This is a genomic window from Pseudomonas fragi (genome assembly GCF_900105835.1).
Lineage (GTDB): Bacteria > Pseudomonadota > Gammaproteobacteria > Pseudomonadales > Pseudomonadaceae > Aquipseudomonas > Aquipseudomonas fragi.
The window spans coordinates 2,546,810-2,570,851 of sequence record NZ_LT629783.1 but is presented as its reverse complement, the minus strand read 5'-3'; the positions used below and the strand labels follow the sequence as shown (position 1 = coordinate 2,570,851).

23 protein-coding genes are annotated in these 24,042 nt (G+C 60.1%); 10 read left to right on the top strand and 13 right to left on the bottom strand.

All coding sequences use genetic code 11. The features are described 5' to 3' along the window. Position 1 precedes the first annotated feature (1 nt). Together BLU25_RS11785 and BLU25_RS11780 are read left to right on the top strand one after the other, a co-directional pair. The gene (locus BLU25_RS11785) at positions 2 to 691 is read left to right on the top strand and encodes a tetratricopeptide repeat protein (protein WP_029611737.1); all 690 of its coding nucleotides are present in this window, start codon (positions 2 to 4) and stop codon (positions 689 to 691) included. 17 nt (positions 692 to 708) lie between these two features. After that, positions 709 to 975 (top strand): DUF3613 domain-containing protein, encoded by a 267-nt coding sequence (locus BLU25_RS11780; protein ID WP_016783560.1) that lies wholly within the window; start codon positions 709 to 711, stop codon positions 973 to 975. Between the two features lie 150 nt (positions 976 to 1,125). Here the strand turns inward: BLU25_RS11780 and BLU25_RS11775 are convergent, their stop codons facing one another. Both BLU25_RS11775 and BLU25_RS11770 read right to left on the bottom strand, forming a co-directional pair. Then, a complete protein-coding gene (locus BLU25_RS11775; protein WP_083369650.1) occupies positions 1,126 to 1,908 on the bottom strand; it encodes a response regulator transcription factor in 783 nt (260 codons plus the stop codon). Between the two features lie 117 nt (positions 1,909 to 2,025). Further along, positions 2,026 to 2,499 (bottom strand): prepilin peptidase, encoded by a 474-nt coding sequence (locus BLU25_RS11770; RefSeq protein ID WP_016783562.1) that lies wholly within the window; start codon positions 2,497 to 2,499, stop codon positions 2,026 to 2,028. Between the two features lie 71 nt (positions 2,500 to 2,570). Here BLU25_RS11770 and BLU25_RS11765 point away from each other — a divergent pair, with 71 nt between their 5' ends. Beyond that, positions 2,571 to 3,014: a TadE/TadG family type IV pilus assembly protein gene (locus BLU25_RS11765; protein WP_016783563.1), complete on the top strand. Its 444-nt coding sequence runs from the start codon at positions 2,571 to 2,573 to the stop codon at positions 3,012 to 3,014. Further along, entirely contained in the window at positions 3,004 to 5,748 is a 2,745-nt protein-coding gene (locus BLU25_RS11760) for a PAS domain-containing sensor histidine kinase (protein ID WP_169716052.1), read from the top strand. The genes BLU25_RS11765 and BLU25_RS11760 overlap by 11 nt, the downstream gene beginning before the upstream one ends. A 128-nt stretch (positions 5,749 to 5,876) precedes the next feature. Here BLU25_RS11760 and BLU25_RS11755 read toward each other — a convergent pair whose 3' ends face one another. The 7 genes from BLU25_RS11755 to BLU25_RS11725 form a co-directional block, all read right to left on the bottom strand. Beyond that, the gene (locus tag BLU25_RS11755; RefSeq protein WP_016783565.1) at positions 5,877 to 7,847 is read right to left on the bottom strand and encodes a pilus assembly protein TadG-related protein; all 1,971 of its coding nucleotides are present in this window, start codon (positions 7,845 to 7,847) and stop codon (positions 5,877 to 5,879) included. A gap of 213 nt (positions 7,848 to 8,060) precedes the next feature. Next, on the bottom strand, positions 8,061 to 8,648 hold the full coding sequence (locus tag BLU25_RS11750) for a DUF4136 domain-containing protein (protein WP_016783566.1): 588 nt from the start codon (positions 8,646 to 8,648) through the stop codon (positions 8,061 to 8,063). Between the two features lie 28 nt (positions 8,649 to 8,676). Further along, positions 8,677 to 9,291, bottom strand: coding sequence for a DUF4136 domain-containing protein (locus BLU25_RS11745; RefSeq protein ID WP_016783567.1), 615 nt, complete (start codon positions 9,289 to 9,291; stop codon positions 8,677 to 8,679). Positions 9,292 to 9,314: 23 nt separating this feature from the next. Then, positions 9,315 to 10,064 (bottom strand): methyltransferase domain-containing protein, encoded by a 750-nt coding sequence (locus tag BLU25_RS11740; protein WP_016783568.1) that lies wholly within the window; start codon positions 10,062 to 10,064, stop codon positions 9,315 to 9,317. Beyond that, positions 10,061 to 10,366, bottom strand: a complete 306-nt coding sequence (locus BLU25_RS11735; RefSeq protein ID WP_016783569.1) for a nucleotide pyrophosphohydrolase — start codon at positions 10,364 to 10,366, stop codon at positions 10,061 to 10,063. The genes BLU25_RS11740 and BLU25_RS11735 overlap by 4 nt, the downstream gene beginning before the upstream one ends. Before the next feature lie 249 nt (positions 10,367 to 10,615). Then, entirely contained in the window at positions 10,616 to 11,470 is an 855-nt protein-coding gene (locus BLU25_RS11730; protein ID WP_016783570.1) for a MaoC family dehydratase, read from the bottom strand. A 2-nt stretch (positions 11,471 to 11,472) separates the two neighbouring features. Beyond that, positions 11,473 to 12,825, bottom strand: a complete 1,353-nt coding sequence (locus BLU25_RS11725) for a 3-oxoacyl-ACP reductase (RefSeq protein WP_016783571.1) — start codon at positions 12,823 to 12,825, stop codon at positions 11,473 to 11,475. Positions 12,826 to 12,947: 122 nt separating this feature from the next. Between BLU25_RS11725 and BLU25_RS11720 the strand changes: the two genes are divergently transcribed. Next, the gene (locus BLU25_RS11720) at positions 12,948 to 14,222 is read left to right on the top strand and encodes an acetyl-CoA C-acetyltransferase (RefSeq protein ID WP_016783572.1); all 1,275 of its coding nucleotides are present in this window, start codon (positions 12,948 to 12,950) and stop codon (positions 14,220 to 14,222) included. 101 nt (positions 14,223 to 14,323) lie between these two features. On the opposite strand, the gene BLU25_RS11715 is transcribed toward BLU25_RS11720, so the two are convergent. Further along, on the bottom strand, positions 14,324 to 15,358 hold the full coding sequence (locus tag BLU25_RS11715; RefSeq protein WP_016783573.1) for a bile acid:sodium symporter family protein: 1,035 nt from the start codon (positions 15,356 to 15,358) through the stop codon (positions 14,324 to 14,326). A gap of 82 nt (positions 15,359 to 15,440) precedes the next feature. Here BLU25_RS11715 and BLU25_RS11710 point away from each other — a divergent pair, with 82 nt between their 5' ends. Together BLU25_RS11710 and BLU25_RS11705 are read left to right on the top strand one after the other, a co-directional pair. Next, a complete protein-coding gene (locus BLU25_RS11710; RefSeq protein ID WP_016783574.1) occupies positions 15,441 to 16,235 on the top strand; it encodes an AraC family transcriptional regulator in 795 nt (264 codons plus the stop codon). A gap of 126 nt (positions 16,236 to 16,361) precedes the next feature. Further along, positions 16,362 to 17,255, top strand: a complete 894-nt coding sequence (locus BLU25_RS11705) for a PA4780 family RIO1-like protein kinase (RefSeq protein WP_016783575.1) — start codon at positions 16,362 to 16,364, stop codon at positions 17,253 to 17,255. 162 nt (positions 17,256 to 17,417) lie between these two features. Here BLU25_RS11705 and BLU25_RS11700 read toward each other — a convergent pair whose 3' ends face one another. Further along, positions 17,418 to 18,281 carry an MBL fold metallo-hydrolase gene (locus tag BLU25_RS11700; RefSeq protein ID WP_083369648.1) on the bottom strand — a complete coding sequence of 288 codons (864 nt, stop codon included), beginning with the start codon at positions 18,279 to 18,281 and terminating at the stop codon, positions 17,418 to 17,420. A gap of 92 nt (positions 18,282 to 18,373) precedes the next feature. Here BLU25_RS11700 and BLU25_RS11695 point away from each other — a divergent pair, with 92 nt between their 5' ends. Genes BLU25_RS11695 through BLU25_RS11685 form a run of 3 tightly spaced genes read left to right on the top strand, consistent with a single transcriptional unit; the run spans position 18,374 to position 21,127 of the window. After that, positions 18,374 to 18,703: an ArsR/SmtB family transcription factor gene (locus BLU25_RS11695; protein WP_016783577.1), complete on the top strand. Its 330-nt coding sequence runs from the start codon at positions 18,374 to 18,376 to the stop codon at positions 18,701 to 18,703. A 43-nt stretch (positions 18,704 to 18,746) separates the two neighbouring features. Further along, entirely contained in the window at positions 18,747 to 20,312 is a 1,566-nt protein-coding gene (locus BLU25_RS11690) for a bifunctional protein tyrosine phosphatase family protein/NAD(P)/FAD-dependent oxidoreductase (RefSeq protein WP_016783578.1), read from the top strand. A gap of 8 nt (positions 20,313 to 20,320) precedes the next feature. Then, the gene (locus tag BLU25_RS11685; RefSeq protein ID WP_083369647.1) at positions 20,321 to 21,127 is read left to right on the top strand and encodes a sulfite exporter TauE/SafE family protein; all 807 of its coding nucleotides are present in this window, start codon (positions 20,321 to 20,323) and stop codon (positions 21,125 to 21,127) included. 124 nt (positions 21,128 to 21,251) lie between these two features. Here the strand turns inward: BLU25_RS11685 and cueR are convergent, their stop codons facing one another. After that, a complete protein-coding gene (gene cueR, locus BLU25_RS11680; RefSeq protein ID WP_016783581.1) occupies positions 21,252 to 21,662 on the bottom strand; it encodes a Cu(I)-responsive transcriptional regulator in 411 nt (136 codons plus the stop codon). 9 nt (positions 21,663 to 21,671) lie between these two features. Next, positions 21,672 to 24,020 carry a heavy metal translocating P-type ATPase gene (locus BLU25_RS11675; RefSeq protein WP_050901304.1) on the bottom strand — a complete coding sequence of 783 codons (2,349 nt, stop codon included), beginning with the start codon at positions 24,018 to 24,020 and terminating at the stop codon, positions 21,672 to 21,674. Positions 24,021 to 24,042: the final 22 nt, after the last annotated feature.

The window sequence follows — 24,042 nt, the reverse complement described above, 5'->3', positions numbered from 1 at the left end:
CATGAAAGCTGTCATCGTCGTGTGTGGGCTGCTGATGCTGGGCGGCTGTGCGACAGGAGGTCAGAGTAATCCGCCGTGGATGGCCATGGGCGGCAGTTGTACCAAGTTGAGTGGTGACCAGGAGCTGTCACTGAACCTGGCCGATGACATGGCCAAGGAAGGCAAGCTGCACGCCAGCCTGGCCAACCTGCAAAACCTGCCTCAGGGCTCGGCGCAGGTTCAGCTGCGCAAGGCGCGGATCTATCGCCAGTTGGGTCGCGATGAAGCCGGGCCGCTGTACCAGGGGTTGCTGGGCTCGTGCCTGGCAGCCGAAGGCGAGCATGGTCTGGGCCAGCTGGCAGCGGGGCATGGCGATAATGCCCTGGCGATCACCCATCTGGAGCGTGCGGCACAAATGGCGCCCACCGATGCCAAGATCCGCAATGACCTGGGCGTGGTGTATCTCAATCAACGGCGGGTTGATGAGGCGCGGTTCGAGTTTTTGACCGCGCTGGAGCTCAAGCAGGATGAATCGCCGGCGGCATTGAATCTGGTGACCCTGCTGATTTATCAGGACCAGTGGAAGCAGGCCGCAGAACTGGTAACCCGCGCGGGCCTGACCCCCGAACAGGTGAGTGATGCCCAGTACCGGGCACAAGCTTTGAAAGCTCAAGCCAAGGTCGCCAGCAATCAGGTGGCTGTCGTCAAATAACGCGTTGGAGGTTTGCCATGACTTTATCTATTCGTGTGGGGGTGCTGCTGGCCCTGCTGCCGTTGGGTGCGCTGGCTATCGAGCCTGGGCCTACACCCAAAAACCAGCAACAAACCGAGAACTGGTTGCAGTTACAGGTGAGCGGCAGCGTCCAGTCGCCCATCCGCCAGACGGCCAGTCCGGCGGAGCGTGAACTCAGCCTGCAGCGTTGGCTGGACAGCTATAAACACGAGATTCCGGAGTACTACGGGCAGAAAGAGGGTGGTAAAGCCAGTCAGGAATAAGCCATTGCCTGCAAGAACGGGCCCTCACAGGCAGTACGCGGCGCAAGACCTGTGGGAGCGGGCTTGCCCGCGATGGGAACGGTGCGGTGTCACTTGCCTGTCGCGCCAGTTGTATCGCGAGCAGGTCGCACCGCCACAGTGATCGCAGAGTTAATGCGCAGTTTGCCGATGGGCGGTGGCGTTTGGCGACAGCGCCAGAGCCAGCTGGGTGCGGTTGTTCATATGGGGCAGGCGCAGTACTTGCGATACATAGAGCTTGACCGTGTTTTCGGTGATGCCCAGGTCGCAGGCAATCTGGTAGTTGGTCTGGCCCTTGCTCACCAGCTTGGCCACGTCCAGCTGGCGTGGCGACAGCTGTTTGAAAATCGTCGGGATCTGTTGCCAGGGGCCTTCACCTGATTCCTGATTGTTCAAGGGGTGGGTGGCGGCTTGCGGAGGGCGGCGGGCGGATTCCATGTCCTGATACAGGTCATCGATGGATTCGGCCAGGTACTGCAGTTTCTGGTTCAGGTGGCCCAGCTGATCGCTTTTGTGGCGTTCACGCAAAATGGCTTCCTGACGCTGGATGCCCTCAAGCAGCTCATTGAGGTCGACCGGCTTTTGATAGTAGTCGGCGATACCGATACGCAGGGCCTTGATCACATCCTGTTTGTCGGCACGACCGGTCAGCAGGATGGTTTCAAAGGCGCGCTGCTTGCCCGCCAGTTTTTGCAGGTGCTGGGTCAGTTCGATGCCGTTCTTGTCGGGCATGTGCAGGTCGCACAGCACCAGACCGATTTCTGAATCGGCAACGAAAGCATCGATGGCTTCACGGGTTGTATTGCAAGGCACGCAACGGTAACCGCTGCTTTCTAGAAATTCGCACAGTTCTTCGACAATCAATGGTTGATCGTCGACCACGAGCACTTTTATTAGGGGGTTGGACGTGTTCACGCGGTTCTCCTTCCTGGTAAACCAATCAGGGACATCTTGGTCCACTTACTTGCGGCGATTGAATTAAACGTAGACCTACTTTACGACTATGTACAAGGTATTAATCCTTCGTAATGGCTAGCGAAGCAGAGCCATTGTCAGGGTAAACCCCGCGAAAAGGAAGGGCGCAAAGGGAAGCTTTTTTGACATTGGGACGTCTTTGGCAAATGGGAGCGTCTTAACTCTTTGATTTATTGACGGCAGTATTTTTGACGCGAAAAACCACCAGATGCCACTACAGATGCCAGCACCGATAACGGTCCCCAGAATTGTCGGACGATCGGTTGCCAGCGCCAGGGCCATCAACAGCTTTACGTCGCCGGCGCCAAGCTTGTTCAGGGCGTAACCGGGCAGTGTCAGTGCCAGCGCGACCAGCAGCGCCCAGCCACCTTCGGCTGCGCTTGCACCGAGCCAGGTGTGACCGGCCCACAGCAGATACAACAGCGCCAGCGCTGCGCCACCCACTGTCAGCACGTTGGAAATATGGCGTTGGAGCAGGTCTTGAATGGAGCACGCAACAAACCACAGCAACACAACCGCTAACTGGATCACGTAAAGAGCCTCCGTTTTTTACCAATGATTCTATGATGATATTACTGTCGACAGTCAGGGTAGACGCAGTCATGAAAACAAGACTTGGCAAAAAGCAGAAGGGCGCTGCAGCGATTGAGTTCGCACTGGTGTTCGTGATTTTTTTCGCAGTGCTTTACGGCGTGGTCAGCTACAGCCTGCCGCTGTTGCTGGTGCAGTCATTCAATAATGCAACGGCCGAAGCGGTGCGTCGCAGCATGGCGGTGGACCCGACGGCGGCCAACTATGGCGGGCTGGTGGAGACATTGGCCAAGAACGTACTGAACGAGAAACTGAGCTGGGTGCCGACGGCAGTCAAGGGCAGTCTGGTCCCGGCGGCTACCTACAACGCGACAACCAAGGTGCTGACCGCCAGCGTCACGCTGCCAGCCACGGCGTTGACCTCCATCATGCCGGTGCTCAAATTGGGAATCATCACAGTGCCTAACCTGCCGACAAGTTTGAAAGCCGAATCGAGTGCTCAACTTGTCCCCTAGTGACGGGCTGTTCGGGCGCATGTTGGGACGGACCGACGAGCGCTTGCCTGAATCCAGCGATCCGCAATCACGCACCCATGCGGGTATCCGGCTGATGCTTGATCAGCAGGGGCACGTCATTGAGATCCACGGCCTGCAACGCTACGGCCTGGCCCGCAGTAGCAGTGATGGCTTGCCGCGCCTGCTCCTGAGCTATCTGGTGCCGGGCAGTACCCTGGCCCTTGAGGGCGTACCGGCGGACTGGGTTGGCCACAGCCTTGACCTGGATTTTCAATGCGCGGGGCTGCGTGTGGTGCATACCCGGGGTTGGGTACAGCCCCAGGGCGACGCCTGGCTTTTGCAGTTGCTGGATATCAGTGACCTGCGCCTTGGCAGCGAGCAAGCCCGCAGCCGCGAGCGCTGCACGCAACTGATCCTCAGCCTGGGCGAACAATTGCGCCAGTGCAGTGCTCAGCGGCTGTCCGAGGTGATGCACGAAGCATTGCGCAGCGTCGCCCAGCACGCCCGGGTGCCGTGCATGGCGCTGGCCCTGCGCGAAGACCCGCGGGCTTCCTGGTACATGCACAGCACATATCACGCCTTTGATGCGCCGCAACTGTGGCTGCCCGAGCAAAACCTGGGCAGCTTGCTTGACCCGCTTTGCGCAACGTCGCCCCTGCGTGTCGAGCGCGACGGCAACCCGCGGTTAAACGACTTGTTTGGCAATGCCGACGGCGTGCTGGTGCCTTACAGCGACCAGCAGGGTTTGTGTGCCTGGTTGATGCTGGGGTTTTATCCGGCGTCCCTGCATGGCCCGCAAATGAGTGAAAGCGACTGGATGCAGGTCTGCGCCGCCCTGGCCGCGCCGCTGCTGGACCGTTTGCGTGAGCAGCAGCACCTGCAGCAGAGCGAGCGCATGGAGGCCCTGCAAGGCTTGCTCGGCACCGGCTGGTGGGAGTGGTCGCTGACCAGCGAACTGCTGGAACTGGCCCCGCAACTGGCCATCAACCTGGATGCGGTGGCCGAGCCACAGGCCATGACCCGTCAGGCATGGCTGGCGCTGTTTCACCCGGCGGATCGGGATGAACTCAGCGGTCGCTTCAATGAGCTGCTGGAGCACGGCAAGGAATTATTGCTGTTCGCCCGGTTGCATCAATCCGGGAGCACAGAACCAGCCCGGTGGTACCGGATTCAAGGCCAGATGCTGGGCAGTGGCACCCGGCGGCGTATCGTCGGTTATATGCTGGATGTCAGTGATATCAAGAACCAGCAGCAACAGGTCGCGGCTGCCCATGCGCGGCTGGACAACCTGATCGCCAGTTCCCCGGCGGTGATTTATGTACAGCGCTATGTTGAAGGTGCGCTGGTGCCGGCATTTTTCAGTGGCAGCCTCAAGCCCCTGCTGGGCTGGACGCTGGAAGAATGCACCAGCGAAACCCTGATCGAATGGGTCCACCCCGATGACCGCGAACAGTTTTTTGGCCGTACCCGGCAGTTGCTGCGCGAAGGCAGCGCCCGCAACCGTTATCGCCTTCGCGATCGGCGTGGCGATTATCACTGGCTGCTGGATGAAGCCAAGCTGTTGCGTAACGACCTGGGTTTGCCGGTGGAAGTGGTCGGTTTGTGGCTGGACATAACCGAGGCCACCGAAGCGGCCGAGCGAGTCAAAAACAGCGAGGAGCGCTACCGGATTCTGGTTGAAGACTCGCCTGCCATGATCTGCCGTTACCTGCCCGACCTGACCCTGACCTTCGGCAACCAGCCGTTGGCCAGCTACCTGGAATGCACCACTGCGCAACTGCCGGGCATCAACCTGAGCAGTTGGTTATCCACAGAGCAGCGCGAGGCCTTTGTGCAGCGTATTGCCAGCTTGACCCCCCAGGCACCGGTCAGTACGGCGGAAATCAGCCTGCAACTGCCGGGGCGAGAATATGCCTGGTGGGTGTGGTCCGACCGGGGCATTTTCGACGAACTGGGCAACTTGCTTGAAGTGCAGGCCGTGGGCCGCGACAACACCGAAGTACGCCGCTCCCAGCAGCAACTGACCCACAGCGCGAAAATGGCCACCCTGGGCGAAATGGCCACGGGGCTGGCGCACGAAATCAACCAGCCGCTGAACGTGATGCGCATGGCCGTGGTCAACGTGCTCAAGCGCCTGGGCAATGGCGATGCGCAGATCGACTATTTACAGGACAAGCTCACCCGTATCGACGGCCAGATCCAGCGTGCGGCGCGGGTGGTGGACCACTTGCGGGTGTTTGGCCGTCGTTCTGAAATTGAACAGCAAGTGTTCAACCCGACGCAGGCCATGGAAGGTTCCGTGGCCTTGCTCGGCGAAGGTTTCCGCGGCAAGGGCGTGGAATTGCGCAACGAAGGGCAAGTGTGCGAAGTACAGGTACGCGGGCATGTAGACCAACTTGAGCAAGTGCTGATCAACCTGATGGTCAATGCCCGTGATGCACTCATGAGCAAACGTGAAACCGACCAGGATTTTGCCCCCTGGATAGCCCTGAGTATTGAGTCCGATGGGCAAAGCGTGCGTCTGCTGGTTGACGACAACGCGGGCGGTATCGATCCGCGCCTGCTGGAGCGGATCTTCGAGCCGTTTTTCACCACCAAGCCCATCGGCCTGGGTACGGGGCTGGGGCTGTCCGTGAGTTACGGCATTATCGACAACATGGGCGGGCGGTTAAGCGTGAGCAATACTGAACACGGCGCGCGGTTTTGTGTGGAGTTGCCGGTGGTAGCAGGCTGAATTCAGCGCTGCGCTTTTGATGTGGGAGCGGGCTTGCTCGCGATTGCATCACCACGGTATATCAGATGTACCGAGGTGCCTGAATCGCGAGCAAGCCCGCTCCCACAAGGTATTGCACTCCATCTAGGTCAAAGCACCAGTTGGGCGCGGCCACCCTGGTTGCAGGAGAGGTTGGCGCCGACTTCGGCCACGGCTACATTCACGCCCAGAGCACTTAGCAAGGTGTTGATGATCGGGTTAACCAGAGAAACCAGTACTTTATTCAGGGCCGACACAATGTCGGTGGTGAGTGTTGTTATCAATCCGGCGACTGCCTGAAGAAGGGATCCAGTGACTGATTTGCCCGTAGGGGGAGTATATGAGGTTGTCACAATACTGCCTGAGGCACTTCCAATGGTTAGCACGTTAGCGTTTGAACCGAACTTTTTGTAATACGGGGCTTGATTGATATTCAACAGTGTGGGAGAGGCGTAATCCAGGCTTTGAGTGGTCGGCGACAGGTTTGTTTGAACCAGTAAGTTAAAACTGCCTCCATCGCCTACGCCTGTTGAACACCCGCCAAGACCAAGTAGTGCACAGGTTTTCAGGTTGATATTTATAAGCTTCACAGGTGAAATGATGAAGCTGTTGGTTGCCACGTCAACGGTTGGCAACATACCCGTTGACGGCGAAGCACCAATGCTGATTTTGGCCAGGGCGGTGTTGGCTTGGGCAGTTAAACTCTTAGAGGTGTCGCTTGTGCACCGGTAGTCTGTTACATAACTGTTGGCGCTGGCAGCCTCTATATAAACATTGATGTCATTTACCAAGCTGATACTGGCCACTGAATCACAGCTAAACAAGCATGAGATGGCATCGACTAATTTAAGGTTTAAAAGTTTGCCAACAATTTCCGTGACGGTGGATAAAGCATTTGTGATCAGGTCGGTCAGTGGCTTTAGCGCATTCAATACGGGAAGCCCAATTTGTATTCTCGTCTGTACTTGTGCAGTGCGCACAGATATTTGATTGGGGCCGGTAGGGTTGTTTCGTATTAGCGCTGGGTTGCCAATGGCAGAAAGCTGAGGCGGTTGAATGATCTTGGTGTAGACGTTGATGTTGACCAGATTGAAAGGGTTTATTTGCACATTGACTGTGGCAGCACTTTGTTGTCCCGCAAGCTGAACAATGCCCTGTAAGAGATCAAAAACTCGCAAGTTTGTATCGAGGCCGGCGTTGGGTGTTCCACTTTGTACATTGATCAAGTCCCCCAGTTTTAATACTTGAGTGGAGCTGACGACTGCGCGTATTGCGGTGAGTCCCTTGACTGCGACGTCGGCCGTTGGGCCATTTTTTTGCAGTACGGTAATGGCAGCATCTAATAGTTGAGTAACATGAATGTTAGTTTTCAATAGCTGGTCTAAGTTGCCGGCGTTGGCGTTGAGTGAAATCAACTGATTTAAATAACTCAGCAGATTTATATTTGTATCCACCAGCCCCTGCCAGGACACTATGCCTGCTTTTATTGAACCGCCCAGTAACCCGCCGACAAGTTGATCTAAAATAGGAGACTGCGTACTGTCGATGGTCAGAAGCGCACTACGAATAGTCAACTGCGCCAACGGCGCCCCACCATTGCTCCCCACCGCACTCGCCGTCAAATTGGTATTCAGGTTAAATCCGCCTTTGGAAAACAGGCTCCACAACCCCCCGGCCACGCTGGTAGGCACGGTGGTGGTGGCTATCACCCGGATCGCATCGGACTTGGTCGCATCCGCAGTGAATACCCGTAACTGGCTGCTGTTGGTGCTCAAAGTACCGCAAGTGGTGTTTACTTTTTGTACGCTACCGGGCGTGAAGCTGTTGCGGGTGGCGCTCTGGTTGGCGAAGCCCGCGGCCGTGCTGGTGCCGGTGCAATTGCCGCCCCGACTCACCGCCTCCAGCACCGCCATATCCGCCACCCGCTGCAACTTGCGTTGCTCCAGGTACAGGCGCCCGCTGTCGACCACCAGCAACATAAACAGCAGCACCATGCCCAGGGTCACGGCAGCCATCAGGCCGATCGCACCACGCTGTTGCCGGGAACCATTAAAACCCATACCGCGTAGTTGGGGAGACATCGAGCACTCCTGATGCTGGAACATTGCCCAGCGCTAACTCTCCAAAGTTTCAGCGAGTGTAGACAAGAAGTGATCAGTGCGCTGGCCAGTTGCCAGTTTTATAGGCGTGCTGTGAACGATTAATCAAAAAAACAGACAGGGCGCTAACTTGCTCACGAAAGTATTAATACCAACTTACTTATATACATCGTGAGCAAGTGAGTGCCGGGCAACTTACTTGGGTGGATAGGTAGCAAGGATCTTGGTCACCGCTTCGCTGATCGCCGCGCTGCGCTCGGCCGGGGTCGGGCTGCTGTCAATGGCTTTTTCGGCACTACCGCGCCAGACCAGCTTGCCGTCCTTGGCATCGATCAGGTCGATCTGCAGGGTGCCCACCTGGTAGACCACGTTGCGGGTTTCGTTATACATCGGTGCGCCCCAGTAACCTTCCCACGGGCCGCCCCAGTAACCACCCCACGGGCCGCCCCAGGGGCCACCGTAACCGTAGTTGGTCACCACCTGTTCCTGGCGGTTGGCCACGATCAGCCAGGTTTGCACCAGCAAGTCCGGTTTGCTGCCTGCCGCCACCGGGCGCAAGCCGCGTTGGTCCAGCTGGCTGCTCACGGCCTGGACAATCCGTTGCTCGGTCAGGTCGCTCCTGAGCATCGGGTTGTTGGGCTGGTATTGCACGGCAGGGTCTTTCCAGGCCCAGGTGCGGAACTGGGCGAAATCGACAGCAGGGTTGTAATCATGGCTGACCTGCATGGTTTCGCAGGCACTGAGCAGCAGGGCCAGGCCCAGTAATGCAATGCGACGAAGCATGATGATTTCTCCACTTCACGATTGAAACTCAATGAGGAGGGTAAGCCTGCACTGCCTTGTTCAGTGATTCGCGCAGGGCGTCACTGCGTTCGCTCAGGCTGCCTTTGCTGCTGGTTTCGGCACTGGAACTCCACACCGGCTGGCCGGTTTTGCCGTCATACAGGTTGAGTCGCACCACCATGACCTCAACTTCGTAAGTGCGGATGACGGGTACGGAGTTGTACATGCCATATTGACTGCCATAGCGGCCGTAACCGCTGCCGTAGCCAGCCCCGTAACCATAGTCGTCCTGCACCTGGCGCAAGCGTTTTTCGGTGTGCAAATCTGCACTGACCCAAAGATCTGCCGGACGGTTGGGTTGTGCCGGGCGCAAGCCGCGCTGATCCAGGGCATTGTTCACCGCTTCGGCGATTTGCGCCGAGTCGGCCCAGGCCGTGCCAACCGGCAAGCGGCCATTGAGCCAGGCCCAGCTCTGGTAACGCCCGTAATCCCGTGGCGGTGCCGGGTAGGCGCTCAAGTCCAGGGTGTTGGCGGCCTGTGCCGGCGCCGGCGGCATGGGCATGGAGCTAGCGGTGTAAGGGTTGGGGCTCTGGCAGGCGCCCAGCCCCAGGCTCAAAACAATCAAGGCAACGCGGCGATACATGATGGTCTCCCCCGCAGGGCGATTTAAACCGGGCGGCACACCCAATGCAGATAACGTCCCAGCCCGGCAAAGGCAGGATGGCGACGGTGGGCCAGCTCCATTTCTACCAGCGCTTCAAGCTCGGCGCGGGCCTGGAATTCTACTGGCATATAGTCGTGAAATACCCGCACGCCGCTCTGGCTCTCGACCTGCCACAGGCCTTCGAGTGCCGCGGCCAGTTCCCGTGGATCAAGGGGCTGCTGCGGTGTGAGGCTCTGTTTTTCACCGGCCATGTCGTTCTTGCGCATCTTGCGAAAGTGACCCTTGAGCAGGTTGCGATAAATCAGTGCGTCGCGATTGTAAAACGCCAGCGACAACCAGCCGCCCTTGGCGGTCAACTGATGCAGCACCGGCAGGATCGCGTGGGGTTCGGCCAGCCATTCAAGTACGGCGTGGCACAACACCAGATCGTAGGGCTCGGTCAGTTGGCCAAGCAGCTCCTGCCACGGCGCCTGAATAAAGGTGCCAGTCTGGCCTGCCTCGGCAAACCGCTGGCGGGCGCCTTCAAGCATCGGCGCGGCGGGTTCGGCCAGGGTCACATCGTGGCCTTGCTGGGCCAGCCACAAAGACATATGGCCCAGCCCGGCGCCGATATCCAGCACCCGCAGCGGGCGTTTGGGCAGGGCTTCCTGCAGGTCGGCCTGGAGCACGGCCAGGCGAATCGCACCCTTGGCGCCACCGTAGATTTTCTCGGCGAAGCGGGTGGCCAGTTGATCGAAGTGACGGTCACTCATTTATTGAAACGCCTTTCATTGTCAGCCAGTTTATTGCGAACCACTTCATTCATGTCCAGCCCCAGTTCGGCGCAGAGCAACACCAGATACAGCACGATATCGCCCACTTCCTGACCGGCGTGGGCGAGCTTGTCGGCGGGGAGCTGGCGGGACTGGTCTTCGGTTAGCCACTGAAAGATTTCCACCAGCTCGGCCATTTCGACACTGGCGGCCATGGCCAGGTTTTTCGGGCTATGGAACTGCTTCCAGTCGTTGTTATCGCGGATGCGATGCATGCGTCGGGTGATTTCGTCGAGGTTCATTGCGGGCGTGCTCTCCAGAAGGCGCAAAGCTTGCGACCGAACGGGGATTGGTGCAAGTGAAAGGCGCGGGCTCACATTACCCTGTAGTAGCTGACGAGCGGAGCGAGGCTGCGTCCGGCTGCGAAGCAGTCGTGAAGTCATATTGTGCGGTGTGTCAGACAAGCCTCGTACTCAGGATCTGCGACTGCTTCGCAGCCGGACGCAGCCTCGCTCCGCTCGTCAGCTGCTACACAAGGAGGGGATGCCGGTTTAACTGACTGGTCGCCAGTTGCCGATCAGGTGTACAAGGCCGTCATGCCCGTTGATTTGAAAATCGCCACTGGAACCTGCCTCACTGCTGAGCAAAATCACTTCGCCGGGCAGGCGCACCGGCTTTTTGAAGGCGACGACAATCTCTACATTGGCCGCCGGCAGGTGCGAATTGAGTACCGCCAGAGCCCGGGCTTTTATCCACAGGCCGTGGGCAATCGCACTGGGCAGGCCAAACAATTTGGCGCTGGCAGCACTGAGGTGGATGGGGTTGTAGTCGCCCGAAACTTTGGCGTAACGCCGGCCAATGTCGGCGGGTGCATACCAGCGGGTCAGTTCGCTCAGGGCCACCGGCGCAGGTTCGGTGACTTGCGGCAGGTCGCCCGGCAGCTCCACGCCTTTGCACAGCAGGGTGCTTTCGGCCTCCCATAGTGGCCCCAGCAGATCGTCTACCTGGGTGACCACCTCAAAGGTCGCGCCCTTGGGGTGTTTTTGCAGGTTGTGTACATATACCCCGATGCGCAGTTGCGTCACGCTGCCCATCGGGCGCAGCAGGCGGATCCGGTTGGTCAGATGAATCAGCCCCAGCAGCGGGAAGGGGAAGTCCTTGGCCGTCAGCAACTGCATTTGCAGACCGAAGGCCAGGATGTGTGGATAAGTGGGCGGCAGCAAGGGGCTTGGCACCAGCTCGCAAACATCGCGAAAAGCCGCCAGGGCCTTGGGCTCAACCTCGACCCAACAGCGCAAGCCTTGCTCTGGCAAGGTGCTGCCGGTGATCTTGCGGCGGGCGGCCGCGTGGGCGTACAGCGCTGGCAAGTGCGGCGGGGTGCTGAGGTCGAGCCATTTTACGCTCATGCTTATGCTCCCAGAATGCTTTGCCCGCACACCCGCAGCGCCTGGCCGCTGACCGCACCAGAACCCGGCTGGCCGAGCCAGGCCACGGCCTCGGCGACGTCCTGGGGCTGGCCACCCTGGCCCAGTGAACTCATGCGCCGGCCCGCTTCGCGCAGGGCAAAGGGAATATGCGCGGTCATCTGGGTTTCGATAAAACCGGGGGCCACGGCATTGATGCTGATGCCGCGCTCGCCCAGCAGCGGCGCCCAGGCTTGAGCCAGGCCGATCAGCCCGGCCTTGCTGGCGGCGTAGTTGGTCTGGCCGCGATTGCCGGCAATACCGCTGATGGACGCCAGCAGGATTACCCGGCCGTTATCACGCAGGGTGCCGCTGTCGAGCAGGGCCTTGGTCAGCACTTGTGGAGCATTGAGGTTAACGGCGAGTACCGAGTCCCAGAATTCCGGGGTCATATTGGCCAGGGTTTTATCGCGGGTGATGCCGGCGTTGTGCACCACAATATCGACGCCGTCGGCCAGTTGCCCGATCAGTTGTTCTGCGGCATCGGCGGCGCAGATGTCCAGCGCGATGCTGCGTCCGCCCAAGCGCGCGGCCAGTGCATCGAGATCGCTCTTGGCCCCTGGTACATCCAGCAGGATCAGTTCAGCGCCGTCCCGGGCCAGGGTTTCGGCAATGGCGGCGCCAATGCCGCGGGCGGCACCGGTCACCAGCGCCTTGCGCCCGGCCAGGGGGCGGGTCCAGTCCTGTACCTGGTTGGCGCAGGCTGTCAGGCGCAGCACTTGGCCGCTGATAAAGGCACTTTTGGGCGAGAGGAAAAAGCGCAGTGCGCCCTCAAGCTGCTCTTCGGCCCCCTCGCCGATATACAGCAGTTGCAAGGTGCTGCCGTTGCGCAACTCCTTGGCCAGCGACCGGCTGAACCCTTCGAGTGCACGCTGGGCGCTGGCAGCAAAAGGGTCGCTTAATGTTTCAGGAGCATGGCCCAGGATCACCATATGGGTGCAATGTTCGAGATTGCGCAGCAGCGGCTGGAAAAATTCGCGCAGTTGCTTGAGCTGATCGGTGTGCAGCAGCTCGCTGGCATCGAACACCACCGCCTTGAGCTTTGGCCCCTGGCCTGGAATCCACGGCGTGGCGTGCAAGGGTTCGGGGCCGTAGCTGAATACGGCATCGGTGAGTTTGCTGGCAAATTGGTTCACGAGGCCTGCCAGGGCGCCGCCGCCAATCAGCAGCGGCCCTTCGACGGGGCGCAGCCGCCCGGCCTGCCAGCGTTCCAGTCGTCCCGGTGACGGCAGCCCCAACGCGCCGACCAGTCGCTGGCCGAGGGATGAGTTGACGAAGTCGATATAACGGTCTGACATGGAACACTCTCCGACAGGTGGGGTTCAAAGGGTTGACCACAAACAGGCCGTGGTCGTTCGTTATCGGCGATAAGGCCTACGCTAGTAACGATCAATGGATTTAAGAGAATAGGGGCAATCGTATGAGTCTGCGTCGTGTAGCAATTATTGGTGGTAACCGTATCCCGTTTTCCCGCGCCAACGGGCCGTATGCCACCGCCAGTAATCAGGACATGCTGACCGCGGCGCTGGAAGGGCTGATCGAGCGTTACAACCTGCACGGGTTGCGCATGGGCGAAGTGGTGGCCGGGGCGGTGCTCAAGGATTCGCGGGATTTCAGCCTGACCCGCGAATGCGTGCTGGGCTCACGGCTGTCGCCGCAAACCCCGGCCTATGATCTGCAGCAGGCTTGCGGTACAGGGCTTGAGGCGGCATTACTGGTGGCCAACAAGATTGCCCTGGGGCAGATCGAGTGCGCGATTGCCGGTGGCGTGGACTCCGCCTCCAATGTGCCGATCGAAATTAATGACGGGCTGCGCAAATGGCTGTTGCGGCTCAACCGCACCAAGGCGCCGATCGACAAGCTCAAGGCGCTGCTGCAGTTGCGCCCGGGCTTTTTGAAACCCGAATTCCCCCGTAATGGCGAGCCCCGTACCGGGCTGTCGATGGGCCAGCACTGCGAGTTGATGGCGCAAGCCTGGAACATCCCCCGGGTTGAACAGGACGAGCTGGCCCTGCACAGCCATCAGGCCCTGACGGCTGCCTATCACGCGGGCTGGGAAGATGACTTGCTCACGCCCTTTATGAGCTTGAGCCGCGACAACAACCTGCGTGCCGACCTGACCCTGGAAAAATTGGCCGCCCTTAAACCGGTGTTCGAGCGCAGTGCCAAGGGCACGCTGACGGCGGGCAACTCCACGCCTCTGACCGATGGTGCATCAACGGTCTTGCTCGGCAGCGAAGAATGGGCCAGGGAGCGCGGCCTGCCGGTTTTGGCTTATCTGCGCGATGGTGAAACAGCGGCTGTGGATTTCGTACACGGTGCCGAAGGTTTGCTGATGGCGCCGGTATATGCCGTCCCGCGGCTGCTGGCGCGTAATGGCCTGACCTTGCAGGACTTTGACTACTACGAGATTCACGAGGCATTTGCCGCCCAGGTGCTGTGCACCTTGAAGGCCTGGGAGGACGGGCCTTACTGCAAAAGCCGGCTGGGGCTTGATGCACCGCTGGGTGCGATTGACCGCAGCAAGCTCAACGTCAAAGGCAGCTCGCTGGCGGTGGGCCATCCGTTTGCGGCGACGGGTGGGCGCATCGTGACCAATATGTCCAAGCTGCTGGCCACCGCCGGGCAGGGCCGAGGTTTGATCTCGATCTGCGCAGCGGGCGGGCAGGGCGTTACGGCAATAATTGAGCGATAGCCGTCTGTGGGAGCGGGCTTGCTCGCGATGGCATCACCTCAATATGCCTGACAAACCGGGGAGCCTGCATCGCGAGCAAGCCCGCTCCCACAAGGGCAGGGTTATGCTTGACCGGCAGACGCTACTGCCGGGTTTGGCTCTGCGGCCTCCTGGCGACTGCGCGTGGCATAACTCTCAGCCATCACCGAGCACACGATCAACTGCAACGGGTGGTAGATCATGATCGGCAGCAAAATCAGCCCCAGCCCCGGGTTGGCGCCGAAGATCAGGGCCGCCATCGGTGCCCCTGCGGCCAGGGATTTCTTGCTGGCACAGAACACCGCGGCGATTTCATCCGCAGTACTGAATTTCAGGGCGCGGGCGGTGCGGGTGGTCATCCACAGAATAATAGCCAGCAGGGCCGCACTGCCGATCAGGGCGCTGAGAATCACCGAGCTGCCTTGCTGTTGCCACATGCCCGAAACCATCGAGTTGCAGAACGCCGCGTAAACCAGCAGCAGGATCACCACCTTGTCGCAGATGTTGGTGTAGCGCTTGTGCCGGGCAAAAAAGCGTCCGCACAGCGGGCGTACCAACTGGCCCAGCACCAGCGGCAGCAACAGCATGGCACACAGGTCGAGCAGGGTTGAGCCCAGGTCAATGCCCCCCGCGCCGCTGCCGACCACAAAGCTCACCAGCAACGGCGTCAGGAAAATCCCCAGCACGCTGGACAGGCTGGCGTTGAGAATCGCTGCTGGCACGTTGCCGCCTGCGCTGCCGGTCAGGGCCACCGACGAGGAAATGGTCGAGGGCAGGGCACACAGGTAGAAGAAGCCCAGCATCAGCAGCGGCGGGATATGGGCGCCCAGCAGCTTGTTGGCGACCACCCAGATCAGCGGGAAGACGATAAAGGTGAAGCCCTGCACCATGACGTGCAAGCGGATGTTCTTCAGGCCGTGGCTGATCTGTTCGCTGGACAGGTTGACCCCATGCAGGAAAAACACCAGAAACACACCGATATTGATTACCCATTCCGCGTGCATTGCACCGCCTGTGCTGCCGAAATGCGGGAACACATAGGCAAGAAAAGTCGCCAGTAGCATGCCGCACAGAAACCAGTCGGTGAACATGCGTTTGAGGTGTTTGAGCACAGGCATTATCGGTACCGGAATATTGTAAGAATTGATGAGTTAGCCTAACGTCGGCGGTATCTGTCGTCTTGCGATATAAGGCCAATCAATGCCGCCAAACGGACAACGTGGGCTGCCGCGCGCCATTCCACTGCTGGATGCCTTGCCACGGCCGCTGTATGCCCGGGCCGAAAGCTTGGGCGCGGGCTCGTGGACGCCGCGTCATCGGCACGATTGGGTGCAGTTTTCGTACGCGATCAGTGGCGTATTGGGCGTGCATACCGACGAGGGCAGTTTTTTTGCGCCGCCGCAGTGGGGTATCTGGATTCCGGCCGGGCTGGAGCATGAAGTGATCACCTCGATGCGTGCGGAAATGCGCAGCCTGTATGTGCGTCGCGAGGACTGCCAGTGGGCACCCGGGCAGTGCCGGGTGCTGGAAGTCACACCACTGGCGCGGGAGCTGATCAAAAGTTTTTGCGCGCTGCCCGTCGACTACCCCGAGGGTGGCAGCTGCGAGCAGCGCTTGGTGGCGGTGCTGCTGGACCAGTTGGCAAACCTGCCCGAGGTCGGCTTTTCGCTGCCATTGCCCCGCCATGAGCGTCTGCTGGTGCTGTGCAACGAACTGATCGAAAGCCCTGATGCCGAGGCGAACCTGGGCTTGTGGTCGGATCGTCTGGGCATGTCTGAAAAAACCCTGATGCGTTTGTTTCAGCGTGAAACAGGCTTGAGTTTTCGCAGTTGGCGCCAGCGAGCGCGGCTTCTGTCTTCGCTGCGGGTGCTGGAGGAGGGCGGCCATGTCACGCAGGCGGCGTTGTCTTGCGGGTATGAATCAACGTCGGCGTTTATCGCGGCGTTTAAAAAGATGTTCGGTTTTACTCCGGGCGACTTGTTTCGTCAGGGTTAAGTCGGTGCTCAAAACGTGTTGCTCGTCTATCATTCAAATCGTTTGCCCTCTCCCCGTGGTGAGTGGATTGCCGTATAACGAATGACATTCGCGTGTTTGGTAATAAAGGACCCACAATAAAAGCTGATGAAGACTCCAAAACGCTTAGAACCCCTGATCGAAGACGGTCTGATCGACGAGGTGCTGCGCCCACTCATGAGTGGCAAGGAAGCAGCTGTGTACGTAGTCCGCTGCGGCAATGAGCTGCGATGCGCCAAGGTTTACAAGGAGGCCAACAAACGAAGTTTCCGCCAGGCCGCCGAATATCAGGAGGGTCGCAAGGTTCGCAACAGCCGTCAGGCCCGGGCGATGGCCAAGGGCTCGAAGTTCGGTCGTAAAGAAACCGAAGATGCCTGGCAGAACGCTGAGGTTGCGGCGTTGTTTCGCCTGGCCGGTGCGGGTGTGCGGGTTCCCAAGCCGTTCGACTTCCTCGAAGGCGTGCTGTTGATGGAACTGGTGGCGGATGAGTACGGCGATGCTGCTCCGCGCCTCAATGACGTGGTGCTGGAGCCGGATCAGGCCCGCGAGTACCACGAGTTCCTGATCCAGCAAATTGTGCTGATGCTGTGCACGGGGCTGGTTCACGGTGACTTGTCCGAGTTCAACGTGTTGCTGACGCCAACCGGCCCGGTGATTATCGACTTGCCCCAGGCGGTCGATGCGGCGGGTAATAACCACGCCTTCAACATGCTGGAGCGTGATGTGGGCAACATGGCTTCCTACTTCGGGCGTTTTGCGCCGGAACTGAAGAAGACCAAATACGCCAAGGAAATGTGGGCGCTTTACGAAGCCGCCACCTTGCACCCTGGCAGTGTGTTGACGGGCGAGTTTGACGAGCCGGACGAGCTGGCAGATGTCGGCGGCGTGATGCGCGAAATCGAAGCGGCACGCCTGGACGAAGCCTTTCGTCAGGCGGTACGTGCTGCCGATGATGCGCCACCGAGCAAGGCTGAAGAGCCGCCACCCCCGTGGATGCAGTGATTGGCTAAGTAAAAAATCCGGCTCAGGCCGGATTTTTTATGCCCCTGAAACAGCCCGGGTTCTGGTGGGAGCGGGCTTGCTCGCGATGCAGGCGACGCGGTCTGTCAGGAAAATCACAGTGATGCCATCGCGAGCAAGCCCGCTCCCACAATGTGTGATGGGTCAAAACCGGTTCAGCGGAATCTTCAGGCTGCACAGGCCGCTGTCATCAGCAGGCGGCAGGTTGCCTGCCCGAATATTGACCTGAATGGCCGGAATCAGCAGCGCCGGAACCCCGAGGGTGGCATCGCGGGCTGTACGCATGCCGACAAAACCCTCCAGATCGATGCTGTCATTGACATGAATATTCTGTGCCCGCTGTTCACCAACGGTGGTCGACCAGCAGGCTTCGCGCCCGGCTGGCGGGTAGTCATGGCACATATACAGGCGGGTCTGCTCCGGCAATGCCAGCAGGCGCTTGATCGATTGATACAACTGCCGCGCATCGCCCCCCGGGAAGTCGCAACGGGCGGTGCCCACATCAGGCATAAACAGGGTATCGCCCACAAACAGGCTGTGGTGTTCGACTTGGTAAGCCATATCGGCCGGGGTATGCCCGGGCACATGCAGCGCCCGCACCTCTAGTCGGCCGATATGAAACAGCTCATCGGGCGCAAACAGGCGGTCGAACTGCGAACCGTCAAGCTTGAACTCCGGCTCAAGGTTGTAGATATCGCGAAACACCCCCTGGACCTGGGTGATGGCCGCACCGATGCCGATCTGCCCGCCCAGCTTGCGCTTGAGGTAAGCGCTGGCAGACAGGTGGTCGGCATGGGCGTGGGTCTCCAACAGCCATTGCACCTTCAGGCCTTCAGCCTGGACGAAAGCGGCGATAGCGTCGGCACTGGCGGTGCTGATGCGCCCGGCGGCGGCATTGTAGTCCAGCACCGGGTCGATGATGGCGCATTCCTCGGCGCCCGCGGCATGCACCACGTAGCTCACGGTCGACGTCGCAGGGTCGAAGAAACCTTGAATTTCGGGGTGCATGAGGGGCCTCGTGGTTGTCAGTGAATGATCAATATATTGAAAGATATATTATCGAGTCGTAGACTGTCGACCATCACGCCCCGGAGCTTTTCATGACTGCTCAGCTAACCCGCGAAGAAATCGGCCTTCTGCGCGACTCTGCCTCCAAAGCCTGCACCCTTCTCAAAGCGTTGGCCAATGAAGATCGACTGCTGTTGCTCTGCCAGTTGACTCAAGGTGAGCGCAATGTCGGCGAACTTGAAGCGCTGACAGGCATCAGACAACCCACACTGTCGCAACAACTCGGCGTGTTGCGCGATGAAGGCATGGTCAATACCCGAAGGATGGGGAAATATATTTTCTATTCACTCGCCAGCTTTGAAGTGGTTTCTGTGATGCAGACCCTGTCGGGGCTGTATTGCGGGCAAGCACTGAAAAAGTAACGCCCGCCCAATCCATTCATTTTTGTTGTGCCTGGAGTGCTCAATGGAGCAAAGCATCAAGCGAATCGACGCGTCATTTTCCGTGACCGGTCAGATCGAGCTGTCTGATCTTCAATCATTGGCCGAGCTGGGTTTTGCCAGTGTGATCTGCAACCGACCTGACTTCGAAGGTGGCCCCGAGCAGCCTGATCACGCCTCGATGCAGCAGGCTGCGCAGGCCCTGGGGCTGAGCTTTGCGTATTTGCCGGTACTGACCACCGGCGCCACAGCCGGGCAGGCGCAAGAGATGCGTCAATTACTCAGCGAGCTGCCCCAGCCGGTGCTGGCGTACTGCCGCACGGGGAACCGCTCCTCCAGGCTTTATGAAGCTGCAACCCAGGCCCCACGAGAGGCCAGGCAATACGATGTGGTCGTGGTTGGCGGGGGTTCGGCCGGTATTTCTGTGTCGGCCAGTTTGCTCAAGCGCGACGCCGGGTTGCGGATCGCCGTGATCGAGCCCAGCACCGAACACTATTACCAGCCCGCCTGGACGCTGGTCGGGGGCGGTGCCTACGATATCAAAGACACCGTTCGCCCCACCGCTGCGGTCATGCCCAAAGGTGCTGACTGGATCAAGGCATCACTGTGCGCCTTCGCCCCGCAGCGCAAGGTTGTGCTGCTCAGCGACGGTAGCGAGCTGAGCTATCAGCAACTGATCGTCTGCCCCGGTTTGCAGCTGGCCTGGGAGAACATCGAAGGCCTTGAAGAAACCCTCGGCAAGCACGGCGTAACGTCCAACTACCGGCATGACCTGGCGCCTTACACCTGGGAGCTGGTGCGCAGCCTGAATGGCGGCAAGGCACTGTTTACCCAGCCGGGCATGCCGATCAAGTGTGCAGGTGCGCCGCAGAAAGCCATGTACCTGGCCTGTGATCACTGGCGCAAGCGCGGTGTGCTGGATTCGATTGCGGTGGAGTTCAACCTGACCGGGGCGGTGTTATTTGGCGTAGCCGCTTTCGTTCCGCCGTTGATGAAGTACGTTGAGGCCTACAACGCTCAACTGGCTTTCCAGTCCACTCTGGTCAAGGTCGACGGGCCGGGCAAGACGGCGTGGTTTGATGTGACTGACGCAGCAGGCGGCCTGACCCGCGTGGCCAAAACGTTCGACCTGCTGCATGTGGTACCACCGCAGCAGGCGCCCGATGTTATTCGCCGCAGCGAGCTGGCGGACAAGGCGGGCTGGTTCGAGACCGACCCGGCAACGCTGCAACATCCGCGCTACCCCGAAATATTCGCCCTTGGCGATGTGTGCAATACGGCCAATGCCAAGACGGCTGCAGCCACCCGCAAGCAAGTGGTCATCGTGGCCGAAAACCTTCTGGCGCTGCGCAAGGGCCTGGCTTTGCCCAAGCGCTATGACGGCTATGGCTCGTGCCCGCTGACCGTGGAAAACGGCAAGGTGATCCTGGCCGAGTTCGGTTATGGCGGCAAACTGCTCCCCACTTTCCCTCTGGACCCCACCGTACCGCGCAAGTCAGCGTGGCTGCTCAAGGCCACATTGCTGCCGTGGTTCTACTGGCAGGGCATGCTCAAAGGGCGCGAGTGGTTCACTGACTGCAAGCCGGACTGAGCCTGACCATGTTGATTATTCTGTTAGGCATGCTGGTGGGGTTGGTGCTCGGGCTGACGGGGGCCGGCGGCGGGATTCTGGCCATACCGGCGCTGACCCTGGGGCTTGGCTGGACATTGGCGCAAGCCACGCCGGTGGCCCTGCTGGCGGTCGGCATGGCGGCCGCACTGGGCGCACTGGACGGTTTGCGCAGGGGCCTGGTGCGTTACAAGGCGGCTGCATTGATGGCAATCGTGGGTTCGAGCACTTCGCCGATCGGCTTGCACCTGGCCAGATTGCTGCCCGCCAAGGCGCTGGTATTGATGTTCAGTGCCGTGATGATGTTTGTTTCGCTGCGCATGTTTATGCAGGCCAGAGCCGATGCACGCGAAGACGCCAGCATTGGCGCGCTGGAGAAAAACTGCATGCTCAACCCGGCTACCGGGCGGCTGACCTGGAATGCCCGCTGCAGCATGACGCTGGTATCGATTGGTGCCACTTCGGGGTTGCTGACGGGGTTGTTGAGTGTCGGTGGCGGTTTTTTGATCGTGCCGGCGTTTCGCAAATTCAGTGACGTGCGCATCCACGCGGTGGTCTCCACTTCGTTGATGGTCGTGGCGCTGGTCTCGCTGGGCACCTTGGGCAACCTGATGAGTCAGGGCGTGAGCCTGTCGAGTGAAGGGGTAATGTTTATTGCCGCCACCCTGGCCGGGATGGTTGCCGGGCGTGTCACCGCCCCGCATGTCTCGGCCCAGTGGCTACAGCAGGGCTTCGCAGGGCTGTGTGCGGTGATTGGCGTGCTGATGCTGGCTAAAGTGCTGCTGACGGCTTTCTGATTAACGTCCCTGTGGGAGCCGGGCTTGCCCGCGATGGCATCACCCTGGTCAGCCAGATACACCTTGGCGCCTGAATCGCGAGCAAGCCCGCTCCCACAGGATTATCAGCCAGTCATGCAGATGTTCATGCCCTTACGACGCAGCAGGGGCCTGACTCCAGGTCCTTGAGAATCGGGCAGTCAGGGCGGTGGTCGCCCTGACAGCTTTCGACCAGGTCCTGCAATGTATCGCGCAGGCTGCTCAGCTCGGCGATTTTGCGGTTCAACTCATCAATATGCTGGCGCGCCAGAGCCTTTACATCACCGCTGGCGCGCTGGCGATCCTGCCACAGGGTCAGCAGCTTGCCGACTTCCTCCAGCGAAAACCCCAGGTCCCGCGAGCGCTTGATAAACGCCAGGGTGTGCAGGTCGTCATCGCTGTACAGGCGGTAGCCGCTATCACTGCGACTGGCGGGCTTGAGCAGGCCAATGGATTCGTAATAACGAATCATCTTGGCGCTCAGGCCGCTGTGTCTGGCGGCTTGGCCGATATTCATCACAACTCCTTATTCAAGGTCCCTGGGTTTCCAGAATTTGAGCAGCAACGCATTGCTGACCACGCTGACACTGGAAAAAGCCATCGCCGCACCTGCCAGTACCGGGTTCAAAAAACCGAAGGCCGCCAGCGGAATGCCGATCACGTTATAGATAAACGCCCAAAACAGGTTTTGTCGGATCTTGGCGTAGGTCTTGCGGCTGATCTCCAGTGCCGCCGGTACCAGGCGCGGGTCGCCACGCATCAGGGTGATGCCCGCTGCATGCATGGCCACATCGGTGCCACCGCCCATGGCGATACCGATATCGGCTGCGGCCAGTGCCGGAGCGTCGTTGATACCGTCGCCAACCATTGCCACCACACCGGTTTTTTTCAGTTCGGTCACGGTCGCGGCCTTGTCGGCGGGCAGTACTTCGGCGTGAACATCGCTGATCCCCAGTGCCTCGGCCACCACTTTGGCGCTGCCGCGGTTGTCACCGGTCAGCAGGTGGCTACTGATATGCCGTGCATTGAGCTGGGCGATGGCCGACTGGGCGCCGGGCTTGAGTGTGTCACCAAAGGCAAACAGCCCCAGCACCTGCGGCTGCGGGCTTTGCTCGATCAGCCAGGACAGGGTGCGGCCTTCGGTTTCCCAGGCGCTGGCCGATGCGGCAAGCGAGCCTGGGGCCAGCCCGGTTTCTTCCAGCAAGCGACGGTTCCCCAGCGCCAGACGGCGGCCCTCCAGGGTGCCGGCAATGCCACGGCCGGTCAGCGACTGGCTGTCGGTAACGTCCGGCACGTTGAGGTTACGCGCCGCGCAGGCATCCAGCACGGCCTTGGCCAGCGGGTGTTCGCTGCCGCGCTGCAGGGCGCCGGCCGCTTGCAGCAAGCGTGCCTCATCACCGTCGAGTGCGCTGAAGTGAGCGATTTGCGGAGTACCGGAGGTCAGGGTGCCGGTTTTGTCGAAAACCACGGCGCTGACTTCATGGGCGCGCTCCAGCGCTTCGGCGTCCTTGATCAGGATTCCGTGACGGGCGGCAACGCCGGTGCCGGCCATGATCGCGGTGGGTGTCGCCAGGCCCAGGGCACAAGGGCAAGCGATCACCAATACGGCCACAGCGTTGATCAGTGCGGTTTCAATCGGCGCGCCATACAGCCACCAGCCCAGCAGCGTGGCCAGGGCAATCAGCAGCACCACGGGCACGAACACCTGACTGACCTTGTCCACCAACTTCTGGATCGGTGCTTTGGCAGATTGTGCGTCTTCCACCAGGCGGATGATGCGCGCCAGTACGGTTTCTGTCCCCAGCGCCAGGGTCTTGATCACCAACCGGCCTTCACCATTGATGGCACCGCCAGTAACCTTATCCCCAGGCTGTTTCGGTACCGGCAGGCTTTCACCGCTGATCAGGGCCTCGTCGGCATGGCTTTGGCCCTCGACCACTTCGCCATCGACCGGGAAGCGTTCACCGGGTTTGACCAGCACCAGGTCATTGAGGCGTAAATCGCTGATGGCAACGTCCTGTTCCTGGCCATCGACCATGCGCAGGGCGCGCTCGGGGCGCAGGGCTTCAAGGGCGCGGATGGCGCTGGCAGTCTGGCGCTTGGCGCGGCTTTCCAGGTATTTGCCCAGCAGCACCAGGGCGATCACCACCGCCGAGGCTTCAAAGTACAGATGGGGCATGGTGCCGGGTTTGGTGATGGCCCACTCGTACAGGCTCAGGCCATAACCGGCGCTGGTGCCCAGGGCGACCAGCAGGTCCATATTGCCCGCGCCGGCCTTGACGGCTTTCCACGCGGCCACATAAAAACGTGCGCCCAGCACGAACTGCACCGGGGTCGCCAATACAAACTGGGCCCATGCAGGCAGCATCCAGTGGATACCAAAAGGCGCCAGCAGCATGGGTAGTACCAGCGGCAGGGCCAGGACGATCGCCAGGGTCAGCGCCCAGCGCTCACGGTGCAGGCGCTTTTGCTGATCGTCCTCGGCAGCTTTTTCGCTCTGGTGCAGGCTGGCGCCATAACCGGCCTGAGTGACCGCGTTGATCAGCAGGCCGGGATCAACCTGACCGAGTAATTCGACGTGAGCCCGCTCGGTGGCGAGGTTGACGCTTGCGCTCTTGACCCCGGGCACTTTGGCCAGGGCTTTTTCGACGCGCCCTGCACACGAGGCACAGGTCATACCGCTGATATCCAGCTCCAGGCTATGGGCGGGCACGCTGTAGCCGGCCTGCTGCACGGCCTCGACCAGCGCTGGCAGGCTCTCGGCAGGTGCTTCGACGCGGGCCTGTTCGGTGGCCAGGTTGACACTGACCGAACGCACGCCGGGCACTTTGGCCAGAGATTTCTCTACACGGCCTGCGCAACTGGCACAGGTCATGCCGTCAATCGGCAGATCGAAT